Genomic DNA, 19,004 nt, shown 5'->3' with positions numbered 1-19,004 from the left:
GCCCGCTCGCCCGTGCGGTCTCGGTTATCCCATACGTCTATGCCGCTCGCTCCTCACTCTCTCGCATGGACATCTCCGGGGACATCGCAGCCGCCGCGCTCGACTCGTTCGAGGACTCCGCCGCGGTCCTCGACGCCGATGGCGTCATCCTCGGCACGAACGCCTCGTGGAACGACCTCGGCACCCGCGGCGGCCGCCCGGTTCCGGTGAGCGACGTCGGCGTGAACTACCTCGACACCTGCCGCGACGGCGGCGACTACGCGGACCGCGCCGCCGAGTCGATCAACGCGATTCTCGACGGCGCGACCGAGACGTTCCGCATGGAGTACCCCTGTCACTCGCCCGACCGGAAACAGTGGTTCCTCATGCGCGCCGACCGCTTCGCCGTCGACGACGCCGCCTACGCGCTCGTCACCCACACCGACGTCACCGAGCGCGTCGCCGCCGAACTCGCCGCGAACCGCCGCGCGGAGCGCACGCTCGCCGTCGCCAGCTACATCAGCCACGACCTCAGAAACCCCCTCACCATCGCGCGCGGCTGGCTCGAAACCGTCATGGACGGCGGCGACCCAGCCGACCTCGAACGCGTCGAACGCGCCCTCAAACGCATGGACGACATGATCGGCGGCGCGGTCGACCTCCTCCGTGTCGAACGCGACGGCATCCAGAAAGAACCCGTCGACCTCGACGCCGTCGCCCGCTCCGCCTGGGAGTTCCACGCCCACGCCGCCGACACGAACGCCGAGCTCGTCGTCGACGACGCCGCCGAACTCGACGCCTCCCCCGAACTCCTCGACCGCCTCCTCGCCAACCTCTTCGCCAACGCCCGCCAGCACGCCGGCGACGACGTCACCGTCACCGTCGGCACGATGGCTGCGGATACCCCGCGGGCTGACGCATCGGCTCGTATCGGGTTTTACGTCGAAGATGACGGCCCCGGCATTCCGGTGGAGCAACGGCAGAGGGTGTTCGAGGTGGGGTTCACGACCGTTCGCGGTTCGACGGGGCTCGGGCTCGCGTTCGTCCGGGAGGTCGCGGAGCTCCACGGGTGGAGCGTCACCGTCACCGAATCCGCGAGCGGCGGCGCGCGCTTCGAGTTCCGCGTTCGGCCGGAGACGCCGCGCCACGAGACCCGGGAGATTCCCGAGTAACGGTTAGCTGTGGCGGAAGGTGCGCCGGCCGGTGAAGACCATCGCGATGCCTTCCTCGTTCGCGGCCTCGATGACGTCGTCGTCGTTCACGGAGCCGCCGGGCTGGATAACCGCAGAAATACCGGCGTCGGCGGCTTCCTCGATGCCGTCGGGGAAGGGGAAGAAGGCGTCCGAGGCCATCACCGCGCCGTCGGCGCTCTTGCCTTCGGCGTGCTCTTCGGCCTTCATCGCGGCGAGGCGGACGGCGTCCACCCGGGAGACCTGCCCCATGCCGACGCCCACCGTCTCCGTGCCGTCGGCGAAGAGGACGCCGTTCGACTTCACGTGCTTGAGGACCTTCCACGCGAACAGCATCGCCTCCACCTGTTCGCCGGTGGGCTCGGCGTCCGTCACGACCTCCAAGTCGTCCTCCGTCGGGGCCCAGGTATCGCGTTCCTGGACGAGGCGGCCGCCGACGAGGTCGTTCTCCGTGAAGCGCTCGGTCACGTCGCCGGGGCCGAGTTCGTCGCCGCCGACGTCGAGCACGCGCAGGTTCTTCTTCGACGTGAGGACGGAGAGCGCGTCGTCGGTGTAGCCGGGCGCGACGACGACCTCCTTGAAGGAGTCCACGACGAGCTCTGCGGTTTCCGCGTCGCAGGTGCGGTTGAGCGCGACAATCCCGCCGAAGGCGCTCATCGGGTCCGTGGCGAGCGCGGCCTCGTAGGCCTCGGCGAGCGTGTCCGCCGTGGCGCAGCCCGCGGGGTTCGTGTGTTTAATCACTGCTGCCGCCGGCTCGTCGAACTCCTTGATGAGGTCGAGCGCGCCGTCCGCGTCGTTGTAATTGTTGTAGGAGAGCCCCTTCGCGCCCTCGTTCAGCTGGTCGGCGGCGACGACGCTCGGCTCGTCGCTTTTTCGATTCCGGTAGACGGCGGCGTCCTGATGGGGGTTCTCGCCGTACCGGAGCTCGTCTTCCTTGTCCTCGGTGACGGTTCGTCGCGTCGGGAAGTCACCGGGCTCGTCGGCGTCGACCGTGAGAGTGCCGTTCTCGTAGGCGGCGTCGCCGGTCGCGAACCACTCGACGGCGCGCGGGTAGGCGGCGAACTCGGCGTCTTCGAGCACGCGGCGCTTGAGCGCGTCGGCGTCGTCGTCCGGGAAGACCGGGACCGACTCCTGCGTGACGATGGGGCCGCCGTCGAGTTCTTCCGTCACTACGTGGACGGTCGCGCCGGTGACGCTGACGCCGGCGTCGAGGACCTGCTCGTGCGCGTCCGTCCCGGGGAAGGCGGGGAGGAGGCTCGGGTGGACGTTCAGCGTCGTCGGCGCGGCGTCGAGGAACGTCTCCGTGAGCACGCGCATGAAGCCGTCGAGGCAGACGAGGTCGACGTCGTACCCCTCGATGGCGTCGAGGAGGCGCTCCTCGTGAGACTCCCGGGACTCGCCCTCGTCGCGCTCGACGACCACGGTAGGCGTGTCGGCGAACTCGTCGGCGTCGAGCACCGGCGCGTCCTCGCTCGCGGCGACCACGACGGCGACGTCGGCGTCGCCCGGCTCCGTCGCGGCGATGCGACGGAGGTTCCGCCCTCGGTTTCCGGCGATACCCGCGATAGCGAACTCGCTCATACTCGACTCCCCGGCAGCCACCGGTAAGGCGATTGCGGTTCCACGCGAGCAAATATACACAGACGAGCATACAGTCGCGCCTCTGCCGGCATTCGATGCCGGTATGTGTGCAGGAACGTGCCTTCTTTCGAGGGGCGGGACCGACAGTCTTACTGTGGTTCCACGGGGAGTTTCGCGTATGACCGACCGAGGCCCACTGTCCGCCGTGTCGCCCCTCGACGGCCGGTACGCGCGTTACACCGAGCCGCTCGTGCCGTACGCGAGCGAGAAGGCGCTCATGCGGGCGCGCGTCGAAGTCGAAGCCCGCTACCTCCTCGCGCTCGCCGACCTCGACGCCACCCCGCTCGACCTCGATAGCGAGGAACGCGACGCCGTCACCGCCGCCCACGAGGAGTTCGACGACGGGGACGCCGACCTCGTGAAGCGTATCGAGACGGAGGGCGCGCGCGGGTACAGCGCGACGAACCACGACGTGAAAGCCGTCGAGTACTTCCTCCGCGAGCACGCGCCCGAGCGCGCCCACTCGTGGATTCACTTCGGCCTGACGAGCGAGGACGTCAACAACCTCGCCTACCGCCTCCTGCTGAAGCCCGCCGTCGAGGCTGTCCTCCTCCCGGAACTCCGCGAGGTCCGGGATTCGCTCGTCGCGTTCGCCCACGAGCACGCGGACACGCCGATGCTCGCGCGCACCCACGGCCAGCCCGCGACGCCGACGACCTTCGGGAAGGAGATGGCCGTCTACGCCAGCCGCCTCGGCCGCCTCGTCGCGCGCATCGACGCTGCCGCCGCCGGCATCGCGGGGAAACTCGCCGGCGCGTCCGGCACCTACGCCGCCCACCACGTCGCCTACCCCGACGTCGACTGGCGCGCGTTCAGCCGCGAGTTCGTCGAAGACCTCGGCATCGAGCACGCGGAGCCGACGACGCAAGTCAATCCCTGCGACGACCTCGCCGCCGTCTTCGACGCGCTCCGCGGCGCGAACGACGTCCTCCTCGACCTCGACCGCGACATCTGGAGATATGTCTCGGACGGGTATCTCGGCCAGGAGACCACCGAAGGCGAGACCGGGAGCTCCACGATGCCGCACAAAGTGAACCCCATCGACTTCGAGAACTCCGAGGGGAACCTCTCCAAGGCGAACTCGGACCTCGTCTTCCTCGCCGACTACCTCACCACGAGCCGGCTCCAGCGCGACCTCTCCGACAGCACGGTCAAGCGCAACGTCGGGAGCGCGTTCGCGTACTGCCTCCTCGGGTACAGCAAGCTCCGGCGTGGATTAGGAGAGATCGAGCCGAACCCCGTCGCGATGCGCGAAGAGCTCGAAGCCCACCCGGAACTCATCGGCGAGGCCGTCCAGACGATCCTGCGCCGGGAGGGCCACGGCGACGCCTACGAGCGCGTGAAAGCCCTCACGCGCGGCCGGCACGTCACGCTCGACGACTTCCACGAGCTCTTCGCCGACCTCGACGTCCCCGACGACGTCCGCGCGGAACTCGAAGCGCTCGCGCCCGAGACCTACCTCGGCGTCGCCGCCGACCTCGCGCGAGACGCCTGAGGCGGCCCAGAACCCGCCGCTACCGGGAGCCGTCGCCACTCACCCGCGAAACGGCTAAAACGGCTATCGAGCGTTCGCGTTCGCACAGTCGAAGAATAACGCGGTCCTCGGTCGCACCGCTGCGGGGAGCTGAGCCGGACCTACGGGCTGGCGCGGAACTCGCCGTGTTTCATCCCGAAGAAGAACGCGACGACCGAGAAGACGATCATCGACGGCAGGACCATCATGAACACCGTCGACGCGGTCATCATGCTCGTGAGCGCGACGGTCGCGACGGCGACGATCACGACGAGTGGGGCCACCGAGCGAGGGAAGTCGAATTCCATACGCGCCCTTGTCGTCGAACGGGCAAAACTGTTGAGAAAGCCGACCCGTGAACCAGAGGTTCGGCCGGCTCCCCGCGAAACGACTCCCGTGAGACTGTCGCCGTGACACGGTCGCAAGGGCAAACGATAACGTGTCGGCGGGCGGGAAGTCGGTATGGACCAGCGCCGCGTCGCCAGCCTCCTCGCCGCGGTCGCGCTCACGGCTGGCGTGACGGCCGCGCCGACGCCCGCCGGCCTCACGCCCGCCGGCCAGTACGCGCTCGCGACGATGGCCTTCGCCGCCACGCTCTGGGTCACGGGCGCGCTCCCGCTCGCCGTCACGAGCCTCCTCGTCCCCGCCCTCCTCGGCGTCCTCGGCGTCTACTCCCGCTTCGAGGACGCGCTCTCCGGGTTCGCCGACCCCGTCGTCTTCCTCTTCCTCGCGACGTTCGTCCTCGCGGCCGCGCTCCAGCGCCACGGCCTCGACCGCCGCGTCGCCCTCCGGCTCGTCGCGCGCTTCGGCTCCAGCCCCCGGCGGCTCGTCCTCGGCGTCATGGTCACGACCGCGGTCCTCTCCATGGTCGTCTCCAACACCGCCACCGCGGCGATGATGCTCCCCATCGCCGTCGGCCTCGTCGCCGAACTCGACGCAGGCGACACGGACAACCTCCACGTCTCCCTCGTCCTCGGAACCGCCTACGCCGCGTCCGTCGGCGGCGTCGGCACGCTCGTCGGCACACCGCCGAACGCAATCGCCGTCGCGACGCTCCGAGAGACGCTCGGCGTCGACGTCTCCTTCTTCGACTGGCTCGCCGTCGGCCTCCCCGTCGTCGCCGTCACCCTCCCCGTCGTCTGGGCCGTCCTCACCTACTGGCTCTACCCGCCGCGCGTCGCTGACGTCTCCGCCGCTCGCGACGCCGCGCGCGCCGAACTCGCCGGCCTCGGTCCGCTCGACGCGGCCGCGCGCCGCACCGCCGGCGTCTTCCTCGCCGTCGCCGTCCTCTGGGTGCTCGGCGGCCTCGGCTTCCTCGCCGCCGACGTCCTCCCGGACGCCTGGCACGTCACGCTCTTCGGCGGCAGCGGCCCCTCCGTCTTCGACACGGTCGGCCACACCGGCGTCCTCTACTACGCGCTCGTCGGCCTGCTCGCCGTCCCCGCGCTCGTCCTCCTCGGCTGCGTCGACGAAAGCGACGTCTTCAGGGGCGTCGACTGGCCGACGCTCCTCCTCTTCGGCGGCGGCATCAGCCTCGCCGACGCGCTCTCCGACACGCACGCGACCGAGTGGCTCGCCGCCGTCGTCTTCGACGGCCTCGCTCTCCCCGTCTTCCTCGCGCTCGTCGCGCTCGTCGTCCTCGTCACCGTCGCGTTCAGCGAACTCGCCTCGAACACCGCGACCGTCGCCATCCTCGCACCCGTCCTCGTCGCGCTCGGCGCGACCGTCGCCCCCGCCTACGGCCTCACCGCCGCGGCCGCGGGCGTCACCCTCGTCCTCGCCGCCGCCGTCGGCGCGTCCTTCGGGTTTGCCCTCCCCGTCGCCACCCCGCCGAACGCCATCGCCTACGGCACCGGCGAAGTCACCCGCGACCAGATGCTCCGCGCCGGCCTCACCCTCGACGTCCTCTTCGTCCCGATCACCACCCTCCTCGTCACCGGCGTCGTCGCCCTCCTCCTCGCCGTCATCGCCGCCTAAGCCACGCCGCGCAGGAGCTCGCCGACGACGTACGCCACGCCCGCCGCCGCCAGCCCGACCGCCAGCATCTCCCCGCCCGCCCGAGGCCACGACCGCCCCGTGACGAACGACCGCGACGCCCCGACGAGGAAGAACGCCGCCGCCGTCACCCCGACCGACACCGAGAACGCCGACGGGACGCCGAACACGTAGGGGAAGAGCGGCGTCCAGCCCGCGAGCACGAACGCCGCGAACGTCACCGCCGCCGTCCGCCGCGGCGACTTCGACGTCGTCCGCGTCAGGTCGTGCGCCGCCTCGTAGTCCCGCTCCGAGGACTGACTCAGGTAGTTGCTCATCCCCATCGAGAACCCGTCCGCGAGGAGGTTCGCCACGCCGAGAATGAGCACGACCGACGACGACAACCCCGCGCCCGCCACCCCGGCGACGACCGCGAACGTCGTCACGATTCCGTCGTTCGCCCCGTAGACGGCCTCCGCGAGATAGCGACCCGCGTCGCGCTCGACCTCGTCGCCGAGCAGCGCTTCGAACATTACTCGCCCCGACGACGCCGACGCCGAAAAGCCGTTCCCCCGCCCCACCCGGAAAGACCATGGCGGTCGCGACTCCACGTTCAACGAATGACTGCGGTCGGGGACCCGGAGACGACCGACGCTATCGCCGCACTCCACAGAGTCACGACCGACACCGACCGCGACCTCGGAGAGAAACTCACCGCCATCCTCGACGTCGGCGTCGACTACCTCGACGTCGACTACGGCTTCGTCACGCACATCACGGGCGACGAGATGCGCGTCGAAGAGAGCGTCGGCGGCCACCCCCTCCTCGAACCCGGGGAGACCTGTCCGCTCGACGAATCCTACTGCCGGAACGTCGTCGACCGCGACGCACTCGTCGCCTTCGAGGACGCCACCGCCGACCTCGCCGACGACCCCGGCTACGAGCGCTTCGGCCTCGGCTGCTACATCGGGTCGAAACTCCTCGTCGACGGCGACTTCTACGGCACGCTCTGCTTCGCCGGCGACGACCCCTACCCCGAGGGGTTCGACGAGCGCGAACGCCGCTTCGTCGACCTCTGCGCCCGCCTCGCCGCCTACGAAATCCAGCACGTCCGCGCCCGCGAACGCCTCGAACGACAGAACGACCGCCTCGCCGAGTTCGCGAGCGTCCTCAGCCACGACCTCCGCAACCCGCTCAACATCGCCCTCGGCACCGTCCAGACCGCCGCGGAGACCGGCGACGTCGACGACCTCGACCGCGCCGAACGGGCCCTCGAACGAATGGACGACCTCATCTCTAACCTCCTCACGCTCGCCCGCCACGGCGACAGCGCACACTCGGCCGCCCCCGTCGACCTCGACGCCGTCGCCCGCGACGCCTGGGGCGTCGTCGACACCGGCGACGCCACCCTCGCCGCCGACACCGACGCCACCGTCACCGCCGACCCCAGCCGCCTCCAGCAACTCCTCGAGAACCTCTTCCGCAACAGCATCGAGCACGCCGGCGACGACGCCGCCGTCACCCTCGGCCGCATCGACGCCGACACCGAACGCGAGCCCGCTGACGAATCGGCTCGTACCGGTCCCTCGCCGGCTGACGCGTCGGCTCGTACCGGGTTCTTCGTCGCGGACGACGGCCCCGGCATTCCGCCGGAGCACCGTGACGCCGCGCTCGACGGCGAGTCGACGAATCACGAGGGAGCGGGGCTCGGTCTCCGCGTCGTCCACCGTATCGCCGCCGAGCACGGCTGGACGATGCGGATTCGGGAGAGCGAGTCGGGCGGCGCGCGCTTCGAATTCCTCGACGTCGAACTCCAGTAATCAGGCGAGCGCGTCGACAGCGTCCGTGAGTATCGCGGCGGCGTCTTCGACGGCCGCGGCGTCGACGTACTCGCGGTCGGCGTGCGCGACTGCGCCCTCGTCGTCGGCGAGCACGCCGGGACCGAAGACGACCGTCGGGGCGTCCGCCGCGAAGTAGGAAGCCTCCGTCGCGGCGGTAAAGGGGCGAATCCGGCCCGCGCCCGCGTCACCGAGCGCGTTCACCACTCTCTCGTCGCGGTCCGTCGCGAAGGCTTCGAGGAAGGGCGTGTCGCGCTCGGCGGGCGTGACCTCGACGCCGAGGGCGTCGGGGACGGCGGCGCGGAGGTGCGCGCGCAGCCCGTCGAAGAACGCGCCCGCGGACTCCGGAGGGACGGTCCGGCGGTCGACGACGAACGAGCACTCCGCGGGCACCTGGTTCGTCGCGTTCCCGCCCTCGATGGTCGTCGCGGTGAGCGTCGGCGCGCCGAGCACGGGGTGCGGGCTCGGTCCGCGCTCGCCGTCGTAGGTTTCGAGGGCTTCGAGGGCGCGTCGAGCGCCCTGAATCGCGCTCGCGCCGCTCTCCGGCTCCGCCGCGTGCGCCGCCGTTCCAGTAACCGAAACGGTCGCCTGGAAGCGCCCGCGGGCCGCCGTGCAGCGGTCGAGACCCGTGGGTTCGCCGACGACGACGCAGTCCGCGTCGAGGTCGAGTGCGGCCGCCCCCGTGGAGTTCGTCTCCTCGTCCGGCGTGAGCGCGAGCGTCACGGCCGCGTCGTCGTCCGCCGCGAGGAACGCCGCGAGCATCGCGGCCATCGGCCCGATTGCGTCACAGGAGCCGCGGCCGCGAACCCTCCCGTCGTCGCGCGCGAACGGCACGTGCGGCGGCACGGTGTCCAGATGCGTGTTCAGGAGGACACCGCCGCCGTCGCCGTCACCGCCGTCACCTTTCGACGCGAGGAGGTTCCCGGCGTCGTCGACGCGGGATTCGACGCCGTGCTCGCCGAGCGTCTCCCGGACGAACCGCCGCATCTCGTCGACGCGCGCCGTGGAGTCGATGCGGACGCCGGCTTCGAGGAAGGCGACCGGGTCGAACTCGGCGTCGGTCATCGCTTCGGTACCCGCGGCTCCGTTTCGGCTTCGCCGTCGCGGACGCGCTCGGTCGGCCCGGCGAGCGTCGCGCGACCGCCCGGCGTGAGCGAGACTTCGAGCTCGCCGCCCGGCGGCGCGACCGTCACCGTCGCGTCGCCCGGAACGCGGCCGTGGCGCGCCGCGACCGCCGCGACCGCGACCGCGCCCGTCCCGCAGGACTGCGTCTCGCCCTCGACGCCGCGCTCGAACGTCCGCTGTGCGAACCCCCACTCGGTCTCTTCTGCGAACGTCACGTTCGCGCCCGCCGGGAAGCGCTCGTGGCTCCGAACCGGCGGCGCGTCGCCCTCGACGTCCACCGCGTCGACGTCCTCGACGAACGTCACCGCGTGCGGCACGCCCGTGTTCACCGCCGTGATGGCGTAGCCGTTCAGGACGTCGCCGTCCATCGGCGCGTCGCCGCGCACCGGGACCGCGTCCGGGGCGAAGTCGGGGACGCCCATCTCCACGACGACGTGCGCGCCGTCCACCGTGGACCGCCGCGTGCCCGCCTGCGTGTCGAGCATCACCTCGGACTCGCCGGTCTGCTCGGTCACCCAGCGCGCCGCACAGCGCGCGCCGTTCCCGCACATCGCCGCCGTCGAGCCGTCCGGCTGGACGAGCGTCATCACGCAGCGCGGCGGCTCGTACTCGTCTTGGAGCGCGAGGAAGAGCACGCCGTCGACGCCGAGGTCGGCGCAGACGCGCTGTGCGAACGCCGCGCGGTCGGGGACGTGGTTCGCGGCGTCGACGACCGCGAAATCGTTGCTCGTGCCGTGATAGAGAGTGTATGGTGTGGTCGTCATTAGTCTCGCTCGAACCGCAGCAGGTCGTCCATCGTTTCGCGCTCGCGGACTATCCGTGTGTCGTCGCCCTCGACCGCGACGACGGGCGGGCGCGGCCGCGACGTGTAGTTGCTCGCCATCTCGATGCCGTACGCGCCGGCGTTCCCGACGGCGAGCAGGTCGCCGACCGCCGGCCGCGGGAGGTCGCGCGCGTCCGCGAGGACGTCCGTCGACTCACAGACCGGGCCGACGACCGTCACCGTCCTCGTGGGGCGGTCGTGGGCGTCGCGCGCCAGCGACCGAATCGGGTGGTAGGCGTCGTAGAGCGCCGGCCGCAGGAGCTCCGTCATCCCGGCGTCCGCGCCCGCGACCACCGCGTCGCCCGTCGGTTTCGTCGACACGACCTCCGCGAGGAGGACGCCCGCGTCAGCGACGAGATACCGGCCCGGCTCGACGACGAGGTCGGCGTCCACGTCCGCGAGCGCGTCCCGCGTCGCGTTCGCGACTGCGTCGAGGTCCAGCGCCTCCTCCGACTCGCGGTAGGGGACGCCGAACCCGCCGCCGACGTCCACGAACTCCAAGTCCACGGGGGAGTCGCGCGCGATGCCGGCGATGACCTCGACGACCTCGCGGTGCGCTTCGACGTCCTCCTCGGTGAGCATCCCGCTCCCGACGTGCGCGTGCACGCCGACGACGTCGAACCCGCGGGCGTCCGCCTCGCGAAGCACCGTCGTCGCGTCCTCGGCCGGCACGCCGAACTTCGCGTCCGCGCCCGTCGCCACGTCCTCGCTGTGGCCCGCGCCCACGCCCGGGTGGACGCGGAGGCAGACCCGGCCGTCGAACCCGCGCGCGTCGAGGCGGTCGAGGAGGTCACGAGAGCCGACCGTAACCGTGAGCCCCGACGTCGGCCCGTTCAGGATAGGGTCGAGGTCGCGGTCCGGCGGATTCACCGGCGTGTAGTGGATCTCGCTCGGGTCGAACCCCGCGTCGAGCGCCCGCGCGACCTCGCCCGCGGAGGCCGCTTCCGCTCCTGCATCGACCTCCCGGAGGGCTTTGAGGACGGCGCGGCCGGCGTTCGCCTTCACCGCGTAGTGGATGCGCGCGTCCGGGAACGCGTCGTCGAGGCGCTCATAGTTCGCTCGCACCCGGTCGAGGTCCTGGACGTACGTCGGCGTGCCGTGCTCGGCCGCGACCGCGCGGAGGTCGCGCGCCGACCAGTCGTCGAGTCTGCGAGTCGTCACTCGCGGAGCGCCTCCTCGCGCTGGCTCGCTTCGAGCGTGCTCGTCTCCAGGCCCGTCGCCACGACCGCCGGCTTGTACGCCTGCCCCGGAATCAGGTCGTGGTCGCTCGCGGAGGACTCGACCATCCGCGCGAACGCCCGGCGGTTCGCGGGCAGCTCGCCGTAGACGACTTCGTCCTCGACGAGGTCGTAGACGGGGATGCGCGGCGAGAGGAGCGTGTTCTCGCCGACGACCGAGTTCTCGCCGACGACGAATCCGGACGTCACGCGACAGCCCGCGCCGAGCGAGACGTTGTCCTCGACGACGACCGGCGCGGACTCGACGGGTTCGAGCACGCCGCCGATGAGCGTGTTCGCGCCCAGCTTGACGTCGCTCCCGATTTGCGCGCAGGAGCCGACGGTGTCACAGGAGTCGACGAGCGTGCCGTCGCCGACGCGCGCGCCGATGTTCACGAACGCCGGCGACATCAGAATCGCGTCGCCGCCGACGTACGCGCCGCGGCGAATCGTCGTTCCATCGGGGGTGTTCCGCGTGCCGCGCTCCGCGAGGTCGCTCGTCTCGCGGAGCGGCAGGACGTCGTGGTAGGTCACGCCGCCGTACTCTCGCGCCTCCGTCTCCCGGAGCGCGAAGTTCAGGAGGATGCCCTCCTTCACCCACTCGACGGCCGACCACTCGCCGCCGGTCTTCTCGGCCGCCCGGACCTCGCCCGCCTCCAGCGCTTCGAGGAACGCGTCCAGCGTGTCCAGGTCGTCGGCGCTCGCCGTCGCCGCCGAAACCTCGTCGTTCTCGCGTCGTTCCTGCAGGTCTCGAATCTCGGATTCCAGTGTCATAGTCGTGCAGCTACCTCCGTGAACCGATAGAAGCCCGCGTCCGCCGTCGTCAGCCACTCCGCCGCGTCGAGCGCGCCCGCCGCGAACACGCCGCGGCTCCCCGCGCGATGGGTGAGTTCCAGTACCTCGTCGTTCCCCGCGAGCAGGACTTCGTGCTCGCCGGTGACGTCGCCCGCCCGCCGTGCGTGCACGCCGATTTCGCCTTCTTCGCGGGGCTGGTCGCCCTCGCGGCCGTGCACGCGCTCCGCGTCCCGGTTCCGCGCGTCGTCCACCGCGTCGAGGAGGACTTTCGCCGTCCCCGACGGAGCGTCGCGCTTGCGGTTGTGGTGCGTCTCCGTCACCTCGACGTCGTACTCGGGGAGGGAGCCGACGGCCGACTGGACGGCCTGCCGGAGCGCCTGAATCCCCCGCGAGAAGTTCGCGCCGACGAGCACCGGCGCGTCGTCGCCGTACGACTGCAGCTCGTCGAGCTGGGCGTCGGAGAACCCGGTCGTCCCGACGACGACCGGGACGCCGGCGTCCGCGCAGGCGCGGACGTACTCGACGCTCGACACCGGCCCCGTGAAGTCCACGACGACGTCCGGCGCGCGCTCGGCGAGCAGGTCGGGGAAGTCGTCCGCCGGCTCGACGTCGACGCCCGCGACGTCGCCGTGGCCGTCGCCGCGGTTCACCGCGAACGCCACGTCGACGCCGCGCTCACTGGCCTCCGCGAGGATTTCGCGGCCCATTCGGCCGGTCGCGCCGGTCACGCCGACTCTCACGCGTCGCCCTCCAGGTCGGCGAGCACGCCTTCGAGGTACTCGCGGTGCTCCTCGCTCAGCCGCGTGAGCGGCTGGCGGAGCTCGCCCGAGCCGTGGCCGCGAATCGCGACCGCCTCCTTCACCGGAATCGGGTTCGTCTCCACGAAGAGCGCGCGGCAGAGCTCGCCGAGCTCGTGGTGGACGTCGCGCGCCGCCGCGTACTCGTCGGCCGCCGCGAGCTCGACGAGGTCGACCATCCGCGCCGGCTCGACGTTCGCCGCGACGCTGATGACGCCCGTCCCGCCCACGGACATGATGGGGAGCGTCAGCCCGTCGTCGCCCGCGAGCACCGCGAACTCCTCGTCTCGCGTGCGCTCCACGACCTCGCTCACGCGGCCGAGGTCGCCGCTCGCCGCCTTGTACCCGACGACATTCTCGTGCCCGGCGAGCGACACCGCCGTCTCCACGTCGATGTTTCTCCCCGTTCGACTCGGGACGTTGTAGACGATCTGCGGGAGGTCGACCGCGTCCGCGACCGCCCGATAGTGCGCCTCCATCCCCGCGGGCTCCGGCTTGTTGTAGTAGGGGCTGATGAGGAGGAGGGCGTCCGCGCCCGCGTCCGCCGCGCGCTCGGAGAGCGAGATGGCTTCCCGCGTCGAGTTACTGCCAGCGCCCGCGATGACGGGGATGTCAACCGCCTCGACGACGGTCTCGACGACGTCGACGTGCTCGTCGTGCGTGAGCGTCGCCGACTCCCCCGTCGACCCCGCCGGCACGACGCCGTCGACGCCGCGGTCTTCGAGGAACTGCGCGTGCGCCGCGAGTTGGTCGTGGTCGATACTGCCGTCCGCTCCGAAGGGCGTCGTGATAGCCGGGAAGACCCCGGACGTAACGTCTTGCATGTGTGTGTGGTGGGTTCGTGGGTACTCGAAAGCCGGGCACGAGAACGGCCAGGGACGGGGCGCGACCCCCGCCCGAAGCCAGAGAGAACTAGCGTTTACCGCGTTTGCTCGCGACGCGGTCGACACTCGCGACGACCGACGTCCGCCGTGCGCGCGTGCCGAGCATACACGTTCGATGGCCGCGGACGAGTATAAGTCTGTGGACGCGGCCAAAACTCGCCCGGGGCCGCCGCTCGCCGGTCGGGCGGTTTTATTTGGATCGGTCGCGGACACTCCGTCGTGTTGGTCCTCGGCGACGCCCACGCGAACGACCCCGACCGGCGGCGCGCGCTCTTCGCCGCCTACCGCGCGAGCGACGCCGACGTCGCCATCCAGGCCGGCGACCTCTACTACTACGACCTCCCCGAGCTCACCTACTTCGTCGCGGGGAACAACGAGGACTTCGACGTCATCGACGCGCTCCGCCACGGCCGCATCGAGAGCAGCGACGTCCACAACGTCCGACTCCTCGACAGCATCACCGTCGACGTCGAAGGCGTCACCGTCGCCGGCCTCTCCGGGAACTACGCCCCGACGCAGTACGAGAAACCCCGCCGCGCGCTCGTCGGCGAGCGCCGCCGGCACTTCATCCGCGCGGACGTCGAACGCGCGAAACACCTCGGGGACGTCGACGTCTTCCTCGCGCACGAAGCCCCGCACGGCACGCCCGTCGACGAGGACTACGACGTCGGGAACGGGCACGTCGACGACATCCTCCGCGCGCTCGAACCCGACCTCTGCCTCGTCGGCCACCACCACGAACACACCGAGAGCGCGTTCGGAGCGACGCGCGTCGTCACGCTCGCGCCCGCGTGGGAGTCCTACTACCACCTCGACCCCGACACGCTCGAGCTCGCGCGCCACGAGACCCCCGACGCCTGAACCGCGTTCGCGCGCCCGGTGGCTTCTTAGGGGAGAACCCACGAGGTAGGCGTAATGGTTGACATCCACCCCGGACAGCGCGTCGCCGTCTTAGCGGACGCGCAGAACCTCTATCACTCCGCGCACAGTCTCTACTCGCGGAACGTCGACTACTCCGCCGTGCTCGATAAGGCCGTGCAGGGCCGCGAACTCACGCGCGCGATCTCCTACGTCATCCGCGCCGACAGCCCCGAAGAGGAGTCCTTCTTCGACGCGCTCGTCGACATCGGCTTCGAGACGAAGATCAAGGACATCAAGACGTTCGGCGACGGCTCGAAGAAGGCCGACTGGGACGTCGGGATGAGCCTCGACGCCGTCACGCTCGCCGACCACGTCGACACCGTCGTGCTCTGCACGGGCGACGGCGACTTCTCCCGGCTCTGCCACCACCTCCGCCACGAGGGCGTACGCGTCGAAGCGATGGCGTTCGGCGCGGCCACCGCCGACGAGCTCGTCGAGGCCGCCGACTCCTTCATCGACATGAGCGAGCGCGAAGAGACCTTCTTACTCTGACTCCGCGTCGAGCAGTTCGCGATAGAACGCGACCGAGTACGTTCCGACGTACCCGCCGACGACGCCGGACATGACGACGTAGCCGACCGCGTAGCCGGCGAGCACGACGAGAGACGGCCCGCTCGTCGCGGGACCGGGCGCTCCGGCCGCGCCACCGACACCAGCCGGCTCGAGTAGCGCCCCGCCGCCGAGCACGAGGAGCGACGCGAGGAACGAGGCGACGCCGATACCGACGCTGAGCGCGACGAGGAGCGCCGTGTAGCCGAGCGCGGAGGCGAAGTGGTTGCGAACGAGGCCCGCGGAGCGCTTGAACGCGTCGGCGACGCCGTAACCCTCTACGACGACTGCGTGCGGGTAGAACTGGAGGAAGAACCCGGCGACGAAGAGCGCGAGCGCGACGACGCCGCCGAAGAGGAGCGCGACGGCGATGACGAGTCCGCCCCCTGCCCCCACCCCGCTGCCCGCGAGCACGACGGCGAACACGACGAACGACAGCGCGACGCCGACAAGTAAACTCACGACGCCGTAGAGGAGGGCGGCGACGAGGATGCGGAGGTAGTTCTGCTTCCCGCCGGTGACGAACATCCGCCAGTCAGTCCGGCCGTCGATGGCCTCGTTCGCCATCGCGAGCACACCGCCCGCGACGAACGGCGCGACGAAGAGCGCGAGGAAGGAGTAACCGGAGCCGAGGAGGTTCAACGCGACGCTGCCGGAGGCTTGGAGGAGGAGCGTCGGAACGTACACGAGGCCGTATATCGCCGCGGCGGCGAGGACGACGGGGTTGCGGCGGACCGCGCTCCCGGCCGTTCCGAGCGCTGACAAGACAGCCATACGGGCAAACGACGCCGCCTGTAGAAGAAATCACCGGTCAGCGAGAGAGTGCCATCGCTCCCCGAACCGGATTCACGGCGTTGCGCGTGCTCGGCCGGAAGAAATCGCGGGTGGTTAGACGACGCGGTCGCCTTCGCTTCCCGAGAGCCCGAGGAAGATGGTACCGACGGTGAGGACGACGGCGGAGAGGAATCCCGCGCCGATGAGCAGCGTCGACCCCTGCCCGCTGACGCTCGTCCACAACATCACGAGCGCGCCGACGACGAACAGCGGCACGCCGATGGTGACCTTCGTATCTGCCATTGGGTATGCGTAGCCACCCGTGGCATATAAGATATTCTCTCCGCTACGCGGCGCGAGCGAAGCCCCTAACCGTCGAGGCGTCGGACTCGACGGTATGAACGACGCAGCCATCGACGCGCTCCGAACCGTCGCCGACTACCAGTTCGGCGGCGGCGTCGGCGACGCGCTCTTCCCCGCGGGCGGCGCTTTCGACGTCTCTCGGTCGAAGTCCGGGCGGCCCCGTCAGGTCCACGCCGACGGCGACCGCCTCGTCTCCGTCACCACGGACGGCCGCTTCACGCTCGGCCTCGAAGGCGGCCGCCGCCTCGCCGCCGCTCGCGACCCGCCCGGCGGGCGCGTCGTCGTCGGCGACGAGAGCGCGCCCTTCGTCAGCGAGGGGAAGAACGTCTTCGCGAAGTTCGTCGACGTCGTCGACCCGGACGTCCGCGCGGGCGACGAAGTCGCAGTCGTCCACGAGGACGGCGACGTGCTCGCGGTCGGCCGCGCGGAACTCGACGCGGACGCCATCCGCGACTTCGAGACCGGGATGGCCGTCATGGTGCGCGAAGGCGTCGAGGAGTAATCAGGGGCGAACGCCACGCTTTTTTCCCCGCACCGCGACTGTCGGGGTATGTTTGGAGGCGGCGGTATGAATCCGCGGAAGATGGAACAGATGATGAAACAGATGGGCATCGACGTCGACGAGATCGACGCGACCGAGGTCATCATCCGGAAGGCCGACGGCTCGGAGCTCTACTTCGACGACGCGGACGTCACGCGGATGGACGCTCGCGGCCAGCAGACCTACCAGGTCATCGGCGACCCGACCGAGCGCGACGCCACCGAGGGCGGTGCGGCCGCCGAAGTCGAAGCCGGTGAGCCCGAAATCCCCGAGGAGGACGTCGAACTCGTCGCGAGTCGGACGGGCTCCACGAAGGACGCCGCGCGCGAGGCGCTCGAAGAGACGGACGGCGACCTCGCGGCCGCCATCGACACGCTCGAGTGATACTGCTCGTTCGCGACGACCGCGAGTTCCTCTGCGCGCCGGGCGAGGAGCTCCACACGGACCTCGGCGTCGTCGACGTCCCCGAAGACGTCGAGGCCGGAGAGACGCTGGAGACGCATCTCGGCGAGGAGTTCCGGACGCGCGCGCTCCGCGGCCCCGACCTCTTCAACCACTTCGAGCGCACGGGCGCGCCGATGATGACGAAGGACATCGGTCTCATCGAGGGGCACACGGGCGCGTGTGCGTCCGACCGCGTGCTCGACGCGGGCACCGGTACGGGCGTGCTCGCAGCCTACCTCGGACGGCTCGGCGCGGACGTGACGACCTACGAGCAGGACTCCGAGTTCGCCGACGTCGCCCGCGGGAACATGGAACTCGCGGAGGTCTCGGAGAACGTCGAGGTCCGCACCGGCAACGTTCTCGACGACATCGACGACCTCACTGAAGCCGAGGGAGAAGGTCTCGGCGATGCGACAGCCGGCGAGAGCGAAGGGTTCGACCTCGTGACGCTCGACACGGGCGACGCCCCCGCGGTCGTCGAGCACGCGCCGGACCTCCTCGTGTCGGGCGGCTATCTCGCGGTCTACTCGCCGTTCGTCGAGAACACCCGCGAGGTCCACCGGACCGCGCGCGACGTCGGCCTCAGCGACGTCGACACCTACGAGTCCATCCAGCGCCGCATGGACTTCGACGACCGCGGCTCTCGACCGTCCACCGCGGGCGTCGGTCACACCGGCTATCTCACGTTCGCACGGAAGCTCTGAGGGCTGACAGGCAGCGGCCTCGTCGACTCGCCTATTGGCTTCCGCGGGTCGGCCGCTGCACGACCGCTGCGTCCCGCGGACTCTCCTCACCGCACACCGCCGACTCGCCGCGTCATCGCACTTGAACTATCGCCCGCGAAAACTGGCGCGCGTCGAGTCGCATCGGTGTCTGCTTCGACGACTGACGCGTGAGCGGCGCGCTCCTCGGCGAGAAGCGGTCGAACGGGGAAGAGGCGGGGACGAGGGAGGGTTAGTAGATGAGGGAGTCGTCTTTCTCGACCATGTAGAGCGTGCGCGCGGCGATGTTGACGGCGTGGTCGCCGACGCGTTCGAGGTCGCGGATGGTGAGGAGCATCCGGGAGACGTCCTGCATGAGCCCCTCGATCTCGCCTTCGGTCGTGTCGTCGTCGACTTCGGTTTCGATGAGGTCGCGAACGACGGATTCGCTGGCGGTCTGGCAGAGCGCGTCGAGTTCGTCGTCGCGGTCGGCGAGCTCCCAGCAGCGCTCGGTGTCCTCGCTCTCGTACGCGGCCATCGCGTCCTCGACCATCTCGACGGTGCGGTCGCCGATGACGTTGATGTCGACCTCGGGGAACATGTCCTGCTCGGCGTCGAGCGTGTACTCGCCGAGGTTCACGGCGAGGTCCGCGATACGTTCGAGGTCCGTGATGATCTTGAAGGAGGACGCGATGAGGCGGAGGTCGCCGGCGACGGGCTGTTGGAGCGCGAGCAGGTCGATGCAGGTCTGCTCTAAGTCGAGGTAGAGGTCGTTGACCTCGTCGTCGCCCTCGATGACCTGGGTCGCGGTCTCGTCGTCTTTCTGCTCCATCGCCTCTAAGGCCATGCGGAGACGGTCGGTGACGACCTCGCTCATGTAGAGGACGTCCTCCTGCATCTCCTGCAGTTGGTCTTGGTAGGATTGACGTGCCATA

Annotated in this window: 21 protein-coding genes; 9 read left to right on the top strand and 12 right to left on the bottom strand. The window is 70.4% G+C overall.

Going from position 1 to position 19,004, the window contains the following annotated elements; translation table 11 throughout:
* Positions 1–65 precede the first annotated feature (65 nt).
* Positions 66–1,151, top strand: a complete 1,086-nt coding sequence (locus IEY26_RS10560; RefSeq protein ID WP_188978697.1) for a sensor histidine kinase — start codon at positions 66–68, stop codon at positions 1,149–1,151.
* Between the two features lie 3 nt (positions 1,152–1,154).
* Here the strand turns inward: IEY26_RS10560 and purH are convergent, their stop codons facing one another.
* On the bottom strand, positions 1,155–2,750 hold the full coding sequence (purH, locus tag IEY26_RS10555) for a bifunctional phosphoribosylaminoimidazolecarboxamide formyltransferase/IMP cyclohydrolase (protein WP_188978696.1): 1,596 nt from the start codon (positions 2,748–2,750) through the stop codon (positions 1,155–1,157).
* 178 nt (positions 2,751–2,928) lie between these two features.
* Here purH and purB point away from each other — a divergent pair, with 178 nt between their 5' ends.
* Positions 2,929–4,305, top strand: coding sequence for an adenylosuccinate lyase (gene purB, locus IEY26_RS10550; RefSeq protein WP_188978695.1), 1,377 nt, complete (start codon positions 2,929–2,931; stop codon positions 4,303–4,305).
* 140 nt (positions 4,306–4,445) lie between these two features.
* Here the strand turns inward: purB and IEY26_RS10545 are convergent, their stop codons facing one another.
* The gene (locus tag IEY26_RS10545) at positions 4,446–4,631 is read right to left on the bottom strand and encodes a DUF7333 family protein (RefSeq protein ID WP_188978694.1); all 186 of its coding nucleotides are present in this window, start codon (positions 4,629–4,631) and stop codon (positions 4,446–4,448) included.
* 154 nt (positions 4,632–4,785) lie between these two features.
* Between IEY26_RS10545 and IEY26_RS10540 the strand changes: the two genes are divergently transcribed.
* Positions 4,786–6,300: an SLC13 family permease gene (locus tag IEY26_RS10540; RefSeq protein WP_188978693.1), complete on the top strand. Its 1,515-nt coding sequence runs from the start codon at positions 4,786–4,788 to the stop codon at positions 6,298–6,300.
* Here IEY26_RS10540 and IEY26_RS10535 read toward each other — a convergent pair.
* Positions 6,297–6,830, bottom strand: coding sequence for a VIT1/CCC1 transporter family protein (locus IEY26_RS10535; protein WP_188978692.1), 534 nt, complete (start codon positions 6,828–6,830; stop codon positions 6,297–6,299). The two genes, IEY26_RS10540 and IEY26_RS10535, sit on opposite strands and share 4 nt — an antisense overlap.
* Positions 6,831–6,917: 87 nt before the next feature.
* Between IEY26_RS10535 and IEY26_RS10530 the strand changes: the two genes are divergently transcribed.
* Entirely contained in the window at positions 6,918–8,117 is a 1,200-nt protein-coding gene (locus IEY26_RS10530) for a sensor histidine kinase (RefSeq protein WP_188978690.1), read from the top strand.
* Here IEY26_RS10530 and IEY26_RS10525 read toward each other — a convergent pair whose 3' ends face one another.
* Genes IEY26_RS10525 through dapA form a run of 6 tightly spaced genes read right to left on the bottom strand, consistent with a single transcriptional unit; the run spans position 8,118 to position 13,716 of the window.
* Positions 8,118–9,200: a M20/M25/M40 family metallo-hydrolase gene (locus IEY26_RS10525; protein WP_188978688.1), complete on the bottom strand. Its 1,083-nt coding sequence runs from the start codon at positions 9,198–9,200 to the stop codon at positions 8,118–8,120.
* Positions 9,197–10,024, bottom strand: a complete 828-nt coding sequence (gene dapF / locus IEY26_RS10520; RefSeq protein ID WP_188978687.1) for a diaminopimelate epimerase — start codon at positions 10,022–10,024, stop codon at positions 9,197–9,199. Before dapF ends, IEY26_RS10525 begins: the two co-directional genes overlap by 4 nt.
* Positions 10,024–11,244: a diaminopimelate decarboxylase gene (gene lysA / locus IEY26_RS10515; RefSeq protein ID WP_188978685.1), complete on the bottom strand. Its 1,221-nt coding sequence runs from the start codon at positions 11,242–11,244 to the stop codon at positions 10,024–10,026. Before lysA ends, dapF begins: the two co-directional genes overlap by 1 nt.
* On the bottom strand, positions 11,241–12,074 hold the full coding sequence (locus IEY26_RS10510) for a 2,3,4,5-tetrahydropyridine-2,6-dicarboxylate N-succinyltransferase (RefSeq protein WP_188978683.1): 834 nt from the start codon (positions 12,072–12,074) through the stop codon (positions 11,241–11,243). The genes lysA and IEY26_RS10510 overlap by 4 nt, the downstream gene beginning before the upstream one ends.
* Entirely contained in the window at positions 12,071–12,802 is a 732-nt protein-coding gene (gene dapB, locus IEY26_RS10505) for a 4-hydroxy-tetrahydrodipicolinate reductase (protein ID WP_394354828.1), read from the bottom strand. Before dapB ends, IEY26_RS10510 begins: the two co-directional genes overlap by 4 nt.
* Positions 12,803–12,831: 29 nt before the next feature.
* Positions 12,832–13,716 carry a 4-hydroxy-tetrahydrodipicolinate synthase gene (gene dapA / locus IEY26_RS10500; RefSeq protein WP_188978679.1) on the bottom strand — a complete coding sequence of 295 codons (885 nt, stop codon included), beginning with the start codon at positions 13,714–13,716 and terminating at the stop codon, positions 12,832–12,834.
* Positions 13,717–13,995: 279 nt separating this feature from the next.
* On the opposite strand from dapA, the gene IEY26_RS10495 reads away from it, so the two are divergent.
* Complete coding sequence (locus IEY26_RS10495) at positions 13,996–14,637, top strand: metallophosphoesterase family protein (RefSeq protein ID WP_188978677.1); 642 nt, start codon at positions 13,996–13,998, stop codon at positions 14,635–14,637.
* Between the two features lie 54 nt (positions 14,638–14,691).
* Positions 14,692–15,189, top strand: coding sequence for a LabA-like NYN domain-containing protein (locus IEY26_RS10490; protein WP_188978675.1), 498 nt, complete (start codon positions 14,692–14,694; stop codon positions 15,187–15,189).
* Here the strand turns inward: IEY26_RS10490 and IEY26_RS10485 are convergent.
* Positions 15,181–16,020, bottom strand: a complete 840-nt coding sequence (locus IEY26_RS10485; RefSeq protein WP_188978673.1) for a DUF7847 domain-containing protein — start codon at positions 16,018–16,020, stop codon at positions 15,181–15,183. The two genes, IEY26_RS10490 and IEY26_RS10485, sit on opposite strands and share 9 nt — an antisense overlap.
* Before the next feature lie 114 nt (positions 16,021–16,134).
* On the bottom strand, positions 16,135–16,323 hold the full coding sequence (locus tag IEY26_RS10480) for a hypothetical protein (protein WP_188978671.1): 189 nt from the start codon (positions 16,321–16,323) through the stop codon (positions 16,135–16,137).
* A gap of 94 nt (positions 16,324–16,417) precedes the next feature.
* On the opposite strand from IEY26_RS10480, the gene IEY26_RS10475 reads away from it, so the two are divergent.
* From IEY26_RS10475 to IEY26_RS10465, 3 genes are read left to right on the top strand one after another with little or no spacing between them, the layout of a single operon-like run.
* Entirely contained in the window at positions 16,418–16,885 is a 468-nt protein-coding gene (locus IEY26_RS10475) for a PUA domain-containing protein (protein WP_188978669.1), read from the top strand.
* A gap of 48 nt (positions 16,886–16,933) precedes the next feature.
* Positions 16,934–17,308 carry a nascent polypeptide-associated complex protein gene (locus IEY26_RS10470; RefSeq protein ID WP_188978667.1) on the top strand — a complete coding sequence of 125 codons (375 nt, stop codon included), beginning with the start codon at positions 16,934–16,936 and terminating at the stop codon, positions 17,306–17,308.
* The gene (locus IEY26_RS10465) at positions 17,305–18,072 is read left to right on the top strand and encodes a methyltransferase (protein WP_188978665.1); all 768 of its coding nucleotides are present in this window, start codon (positions 17,305–17,307) and stop codon (positions 18,070–18,072) included. Before IEY26_RS10470 ends, IEY26_RS10465 begins: the two co-directional genes overlap by 4 nt.
* A gap of 250 nt (positions 18,073–18,322) precedes the next feature.
* Here the strand turns inward: IEY26_RS10465 and phoU are convergent, their stop codons facing one another.
* The gene (gene phoU / locus IEY26_RS10460; protein ID WP_188978663.1) at positions 18,323–19,003 is read right to left on the bottom strand and encodes a phosphate signaling complex protein PhoU; all 681 of its coding nucleotides are present in this window, start codon (positions 19,001–19,003) and stop codon (positions 18,323–18,325) included.
* Position 19,004: the final 1 nt, after the last annotated feature.

This window comes from Halocalculus aciditolerans (genome assembly GCF_014647475.1).
Classification (GTDB): domain Archaea; phylum Halobacteriota; class Halobacteria; order Halobacteriales; family Halobacteriaceae; genus Halocalculus; species Halocalculus aciditolerans.
Note: the sequence above shows the minus strand (reverse complement) of the source record. Positions and strands in the feature narration are given on the sequence as shown.

Coding starts and splice junctions, on each gene's coding strand:
- IEY26_RS10560 (WP_188978697.1), top strand. CDS start 66: ATGGACATCTCCGGGGACATCGCAGCCGCCGCGCTCGACTCGTTCGAG.
- purH (WP_188978696.1), bottom strand. CDS start 2,750: ATGAGCGAGTTCGCTATCGCGGGTATCGCCGGAAACCGAGGGCGGAAC.
- purB (WP_188978695.1), top strand. CDS start 2,929: ATGACCGACCGAGGCCCACTGTCCGCCGTGTCGCCCCTCGACGGCCGG.
- IEY26_RS10545 (WP_188978694.1), bottom strand. CDS start 4,631: ATGGAATTCGACTTCCCTCGCTCGGTGGCCCCACTCGTCGTGATCGTC.
- IEY26_RS10540 (WP_188978693.1), top strand. CDS start 4,786: ATGGACCAGCGCCGCGTCGCCAGCCTCCTCGCCGCGGTCGCGCTCACG.
- IEY26_RS10535 (WP_188978692.1), bottom strand. CDS start 6,830: ATGTTCGAAGCGCTGCTCGGCGACGAGGTCGAGCGCGACGCGGGTCGC.
- IEY26_RS10530 (WP_188978690.1), top strand. CDS start 6,918: ATGACTGCGGTCGGGGACCCGGAGACGACCGACGCTATCGCCGCACTC.
- IEY26_RS10525 (WP_188978688.1), bottom strand. CDS start 9,200: ATGACCGACGCCGAGTTCGACCCGGTCGCCTTCCTCGAAGCCGGCGTC.
- dapF (WP_188978687.1), bottom strand. CDS start 10,024: ATGACGACCACACCATACACTCTCTATCACGGCACGAGCAACGATTTC.
- IEY26_RS10510 (WP_188978683.1), bottom strand. CDS start 12,074: ATGACACTGGAATCCGAGATTCGAGACCTGCAGGAACGACGCGAGAAC.
- dapB (WP_394354828.1), bottom strand. CDS start 12,802: ATGGGCCGCGAAATCCTCGCGGAGGCCAGTGAGCGCGGCGTCGACGTG.
- dapA (WP_188978679.1), bottom strand. CDS start 13,716: ATGCAAGACGTTACGTCCGGGGTCTTCCCGGCTATCACGACGCCCTTC.
- IEY26_RS10490 (WP_188978675.1), top strand. CDS start 14,692: ATGGTTGACATCCACCCCGGACAGCGCGTCGCCGTCTTAGCGGACGCG.
- IEY26_RS10485 (WP_188978673.1), bottom strand. CDS start 16,020: ATGGCTGTCTTGTCAGCGCTCGGAACGGCCGGGAGCGCGGTCCGCCGC.
- IEY26_RS10480 (WP_188978671.1), bottom strand. CDS start 16,323: ATGGCAGATACGAAGGTCACCATCGGCGTGCCGCTGTTCGTCGTCGGC.
- IEY26_RS10475 (WP_188978669.1), top strand. CDS start 16,418: ATGAACGACGCAGCCATCGACGCGCTCCGAACCGTCGCCGACTACCAG.
- IEY26_RS10470 (WP_188978667.1), top strand. CDS start 16,934: ATGTTTGGAGGCGGCGGTATGAATCCGCGGAAGATGGAACAGATGATG.
- phoU (WP_188978663.1), bottom strand. CDS start 19,003: ATGGCACGTCAATCCTACCAAGACCAACTGCAGGAGATGCAGGAGGAC.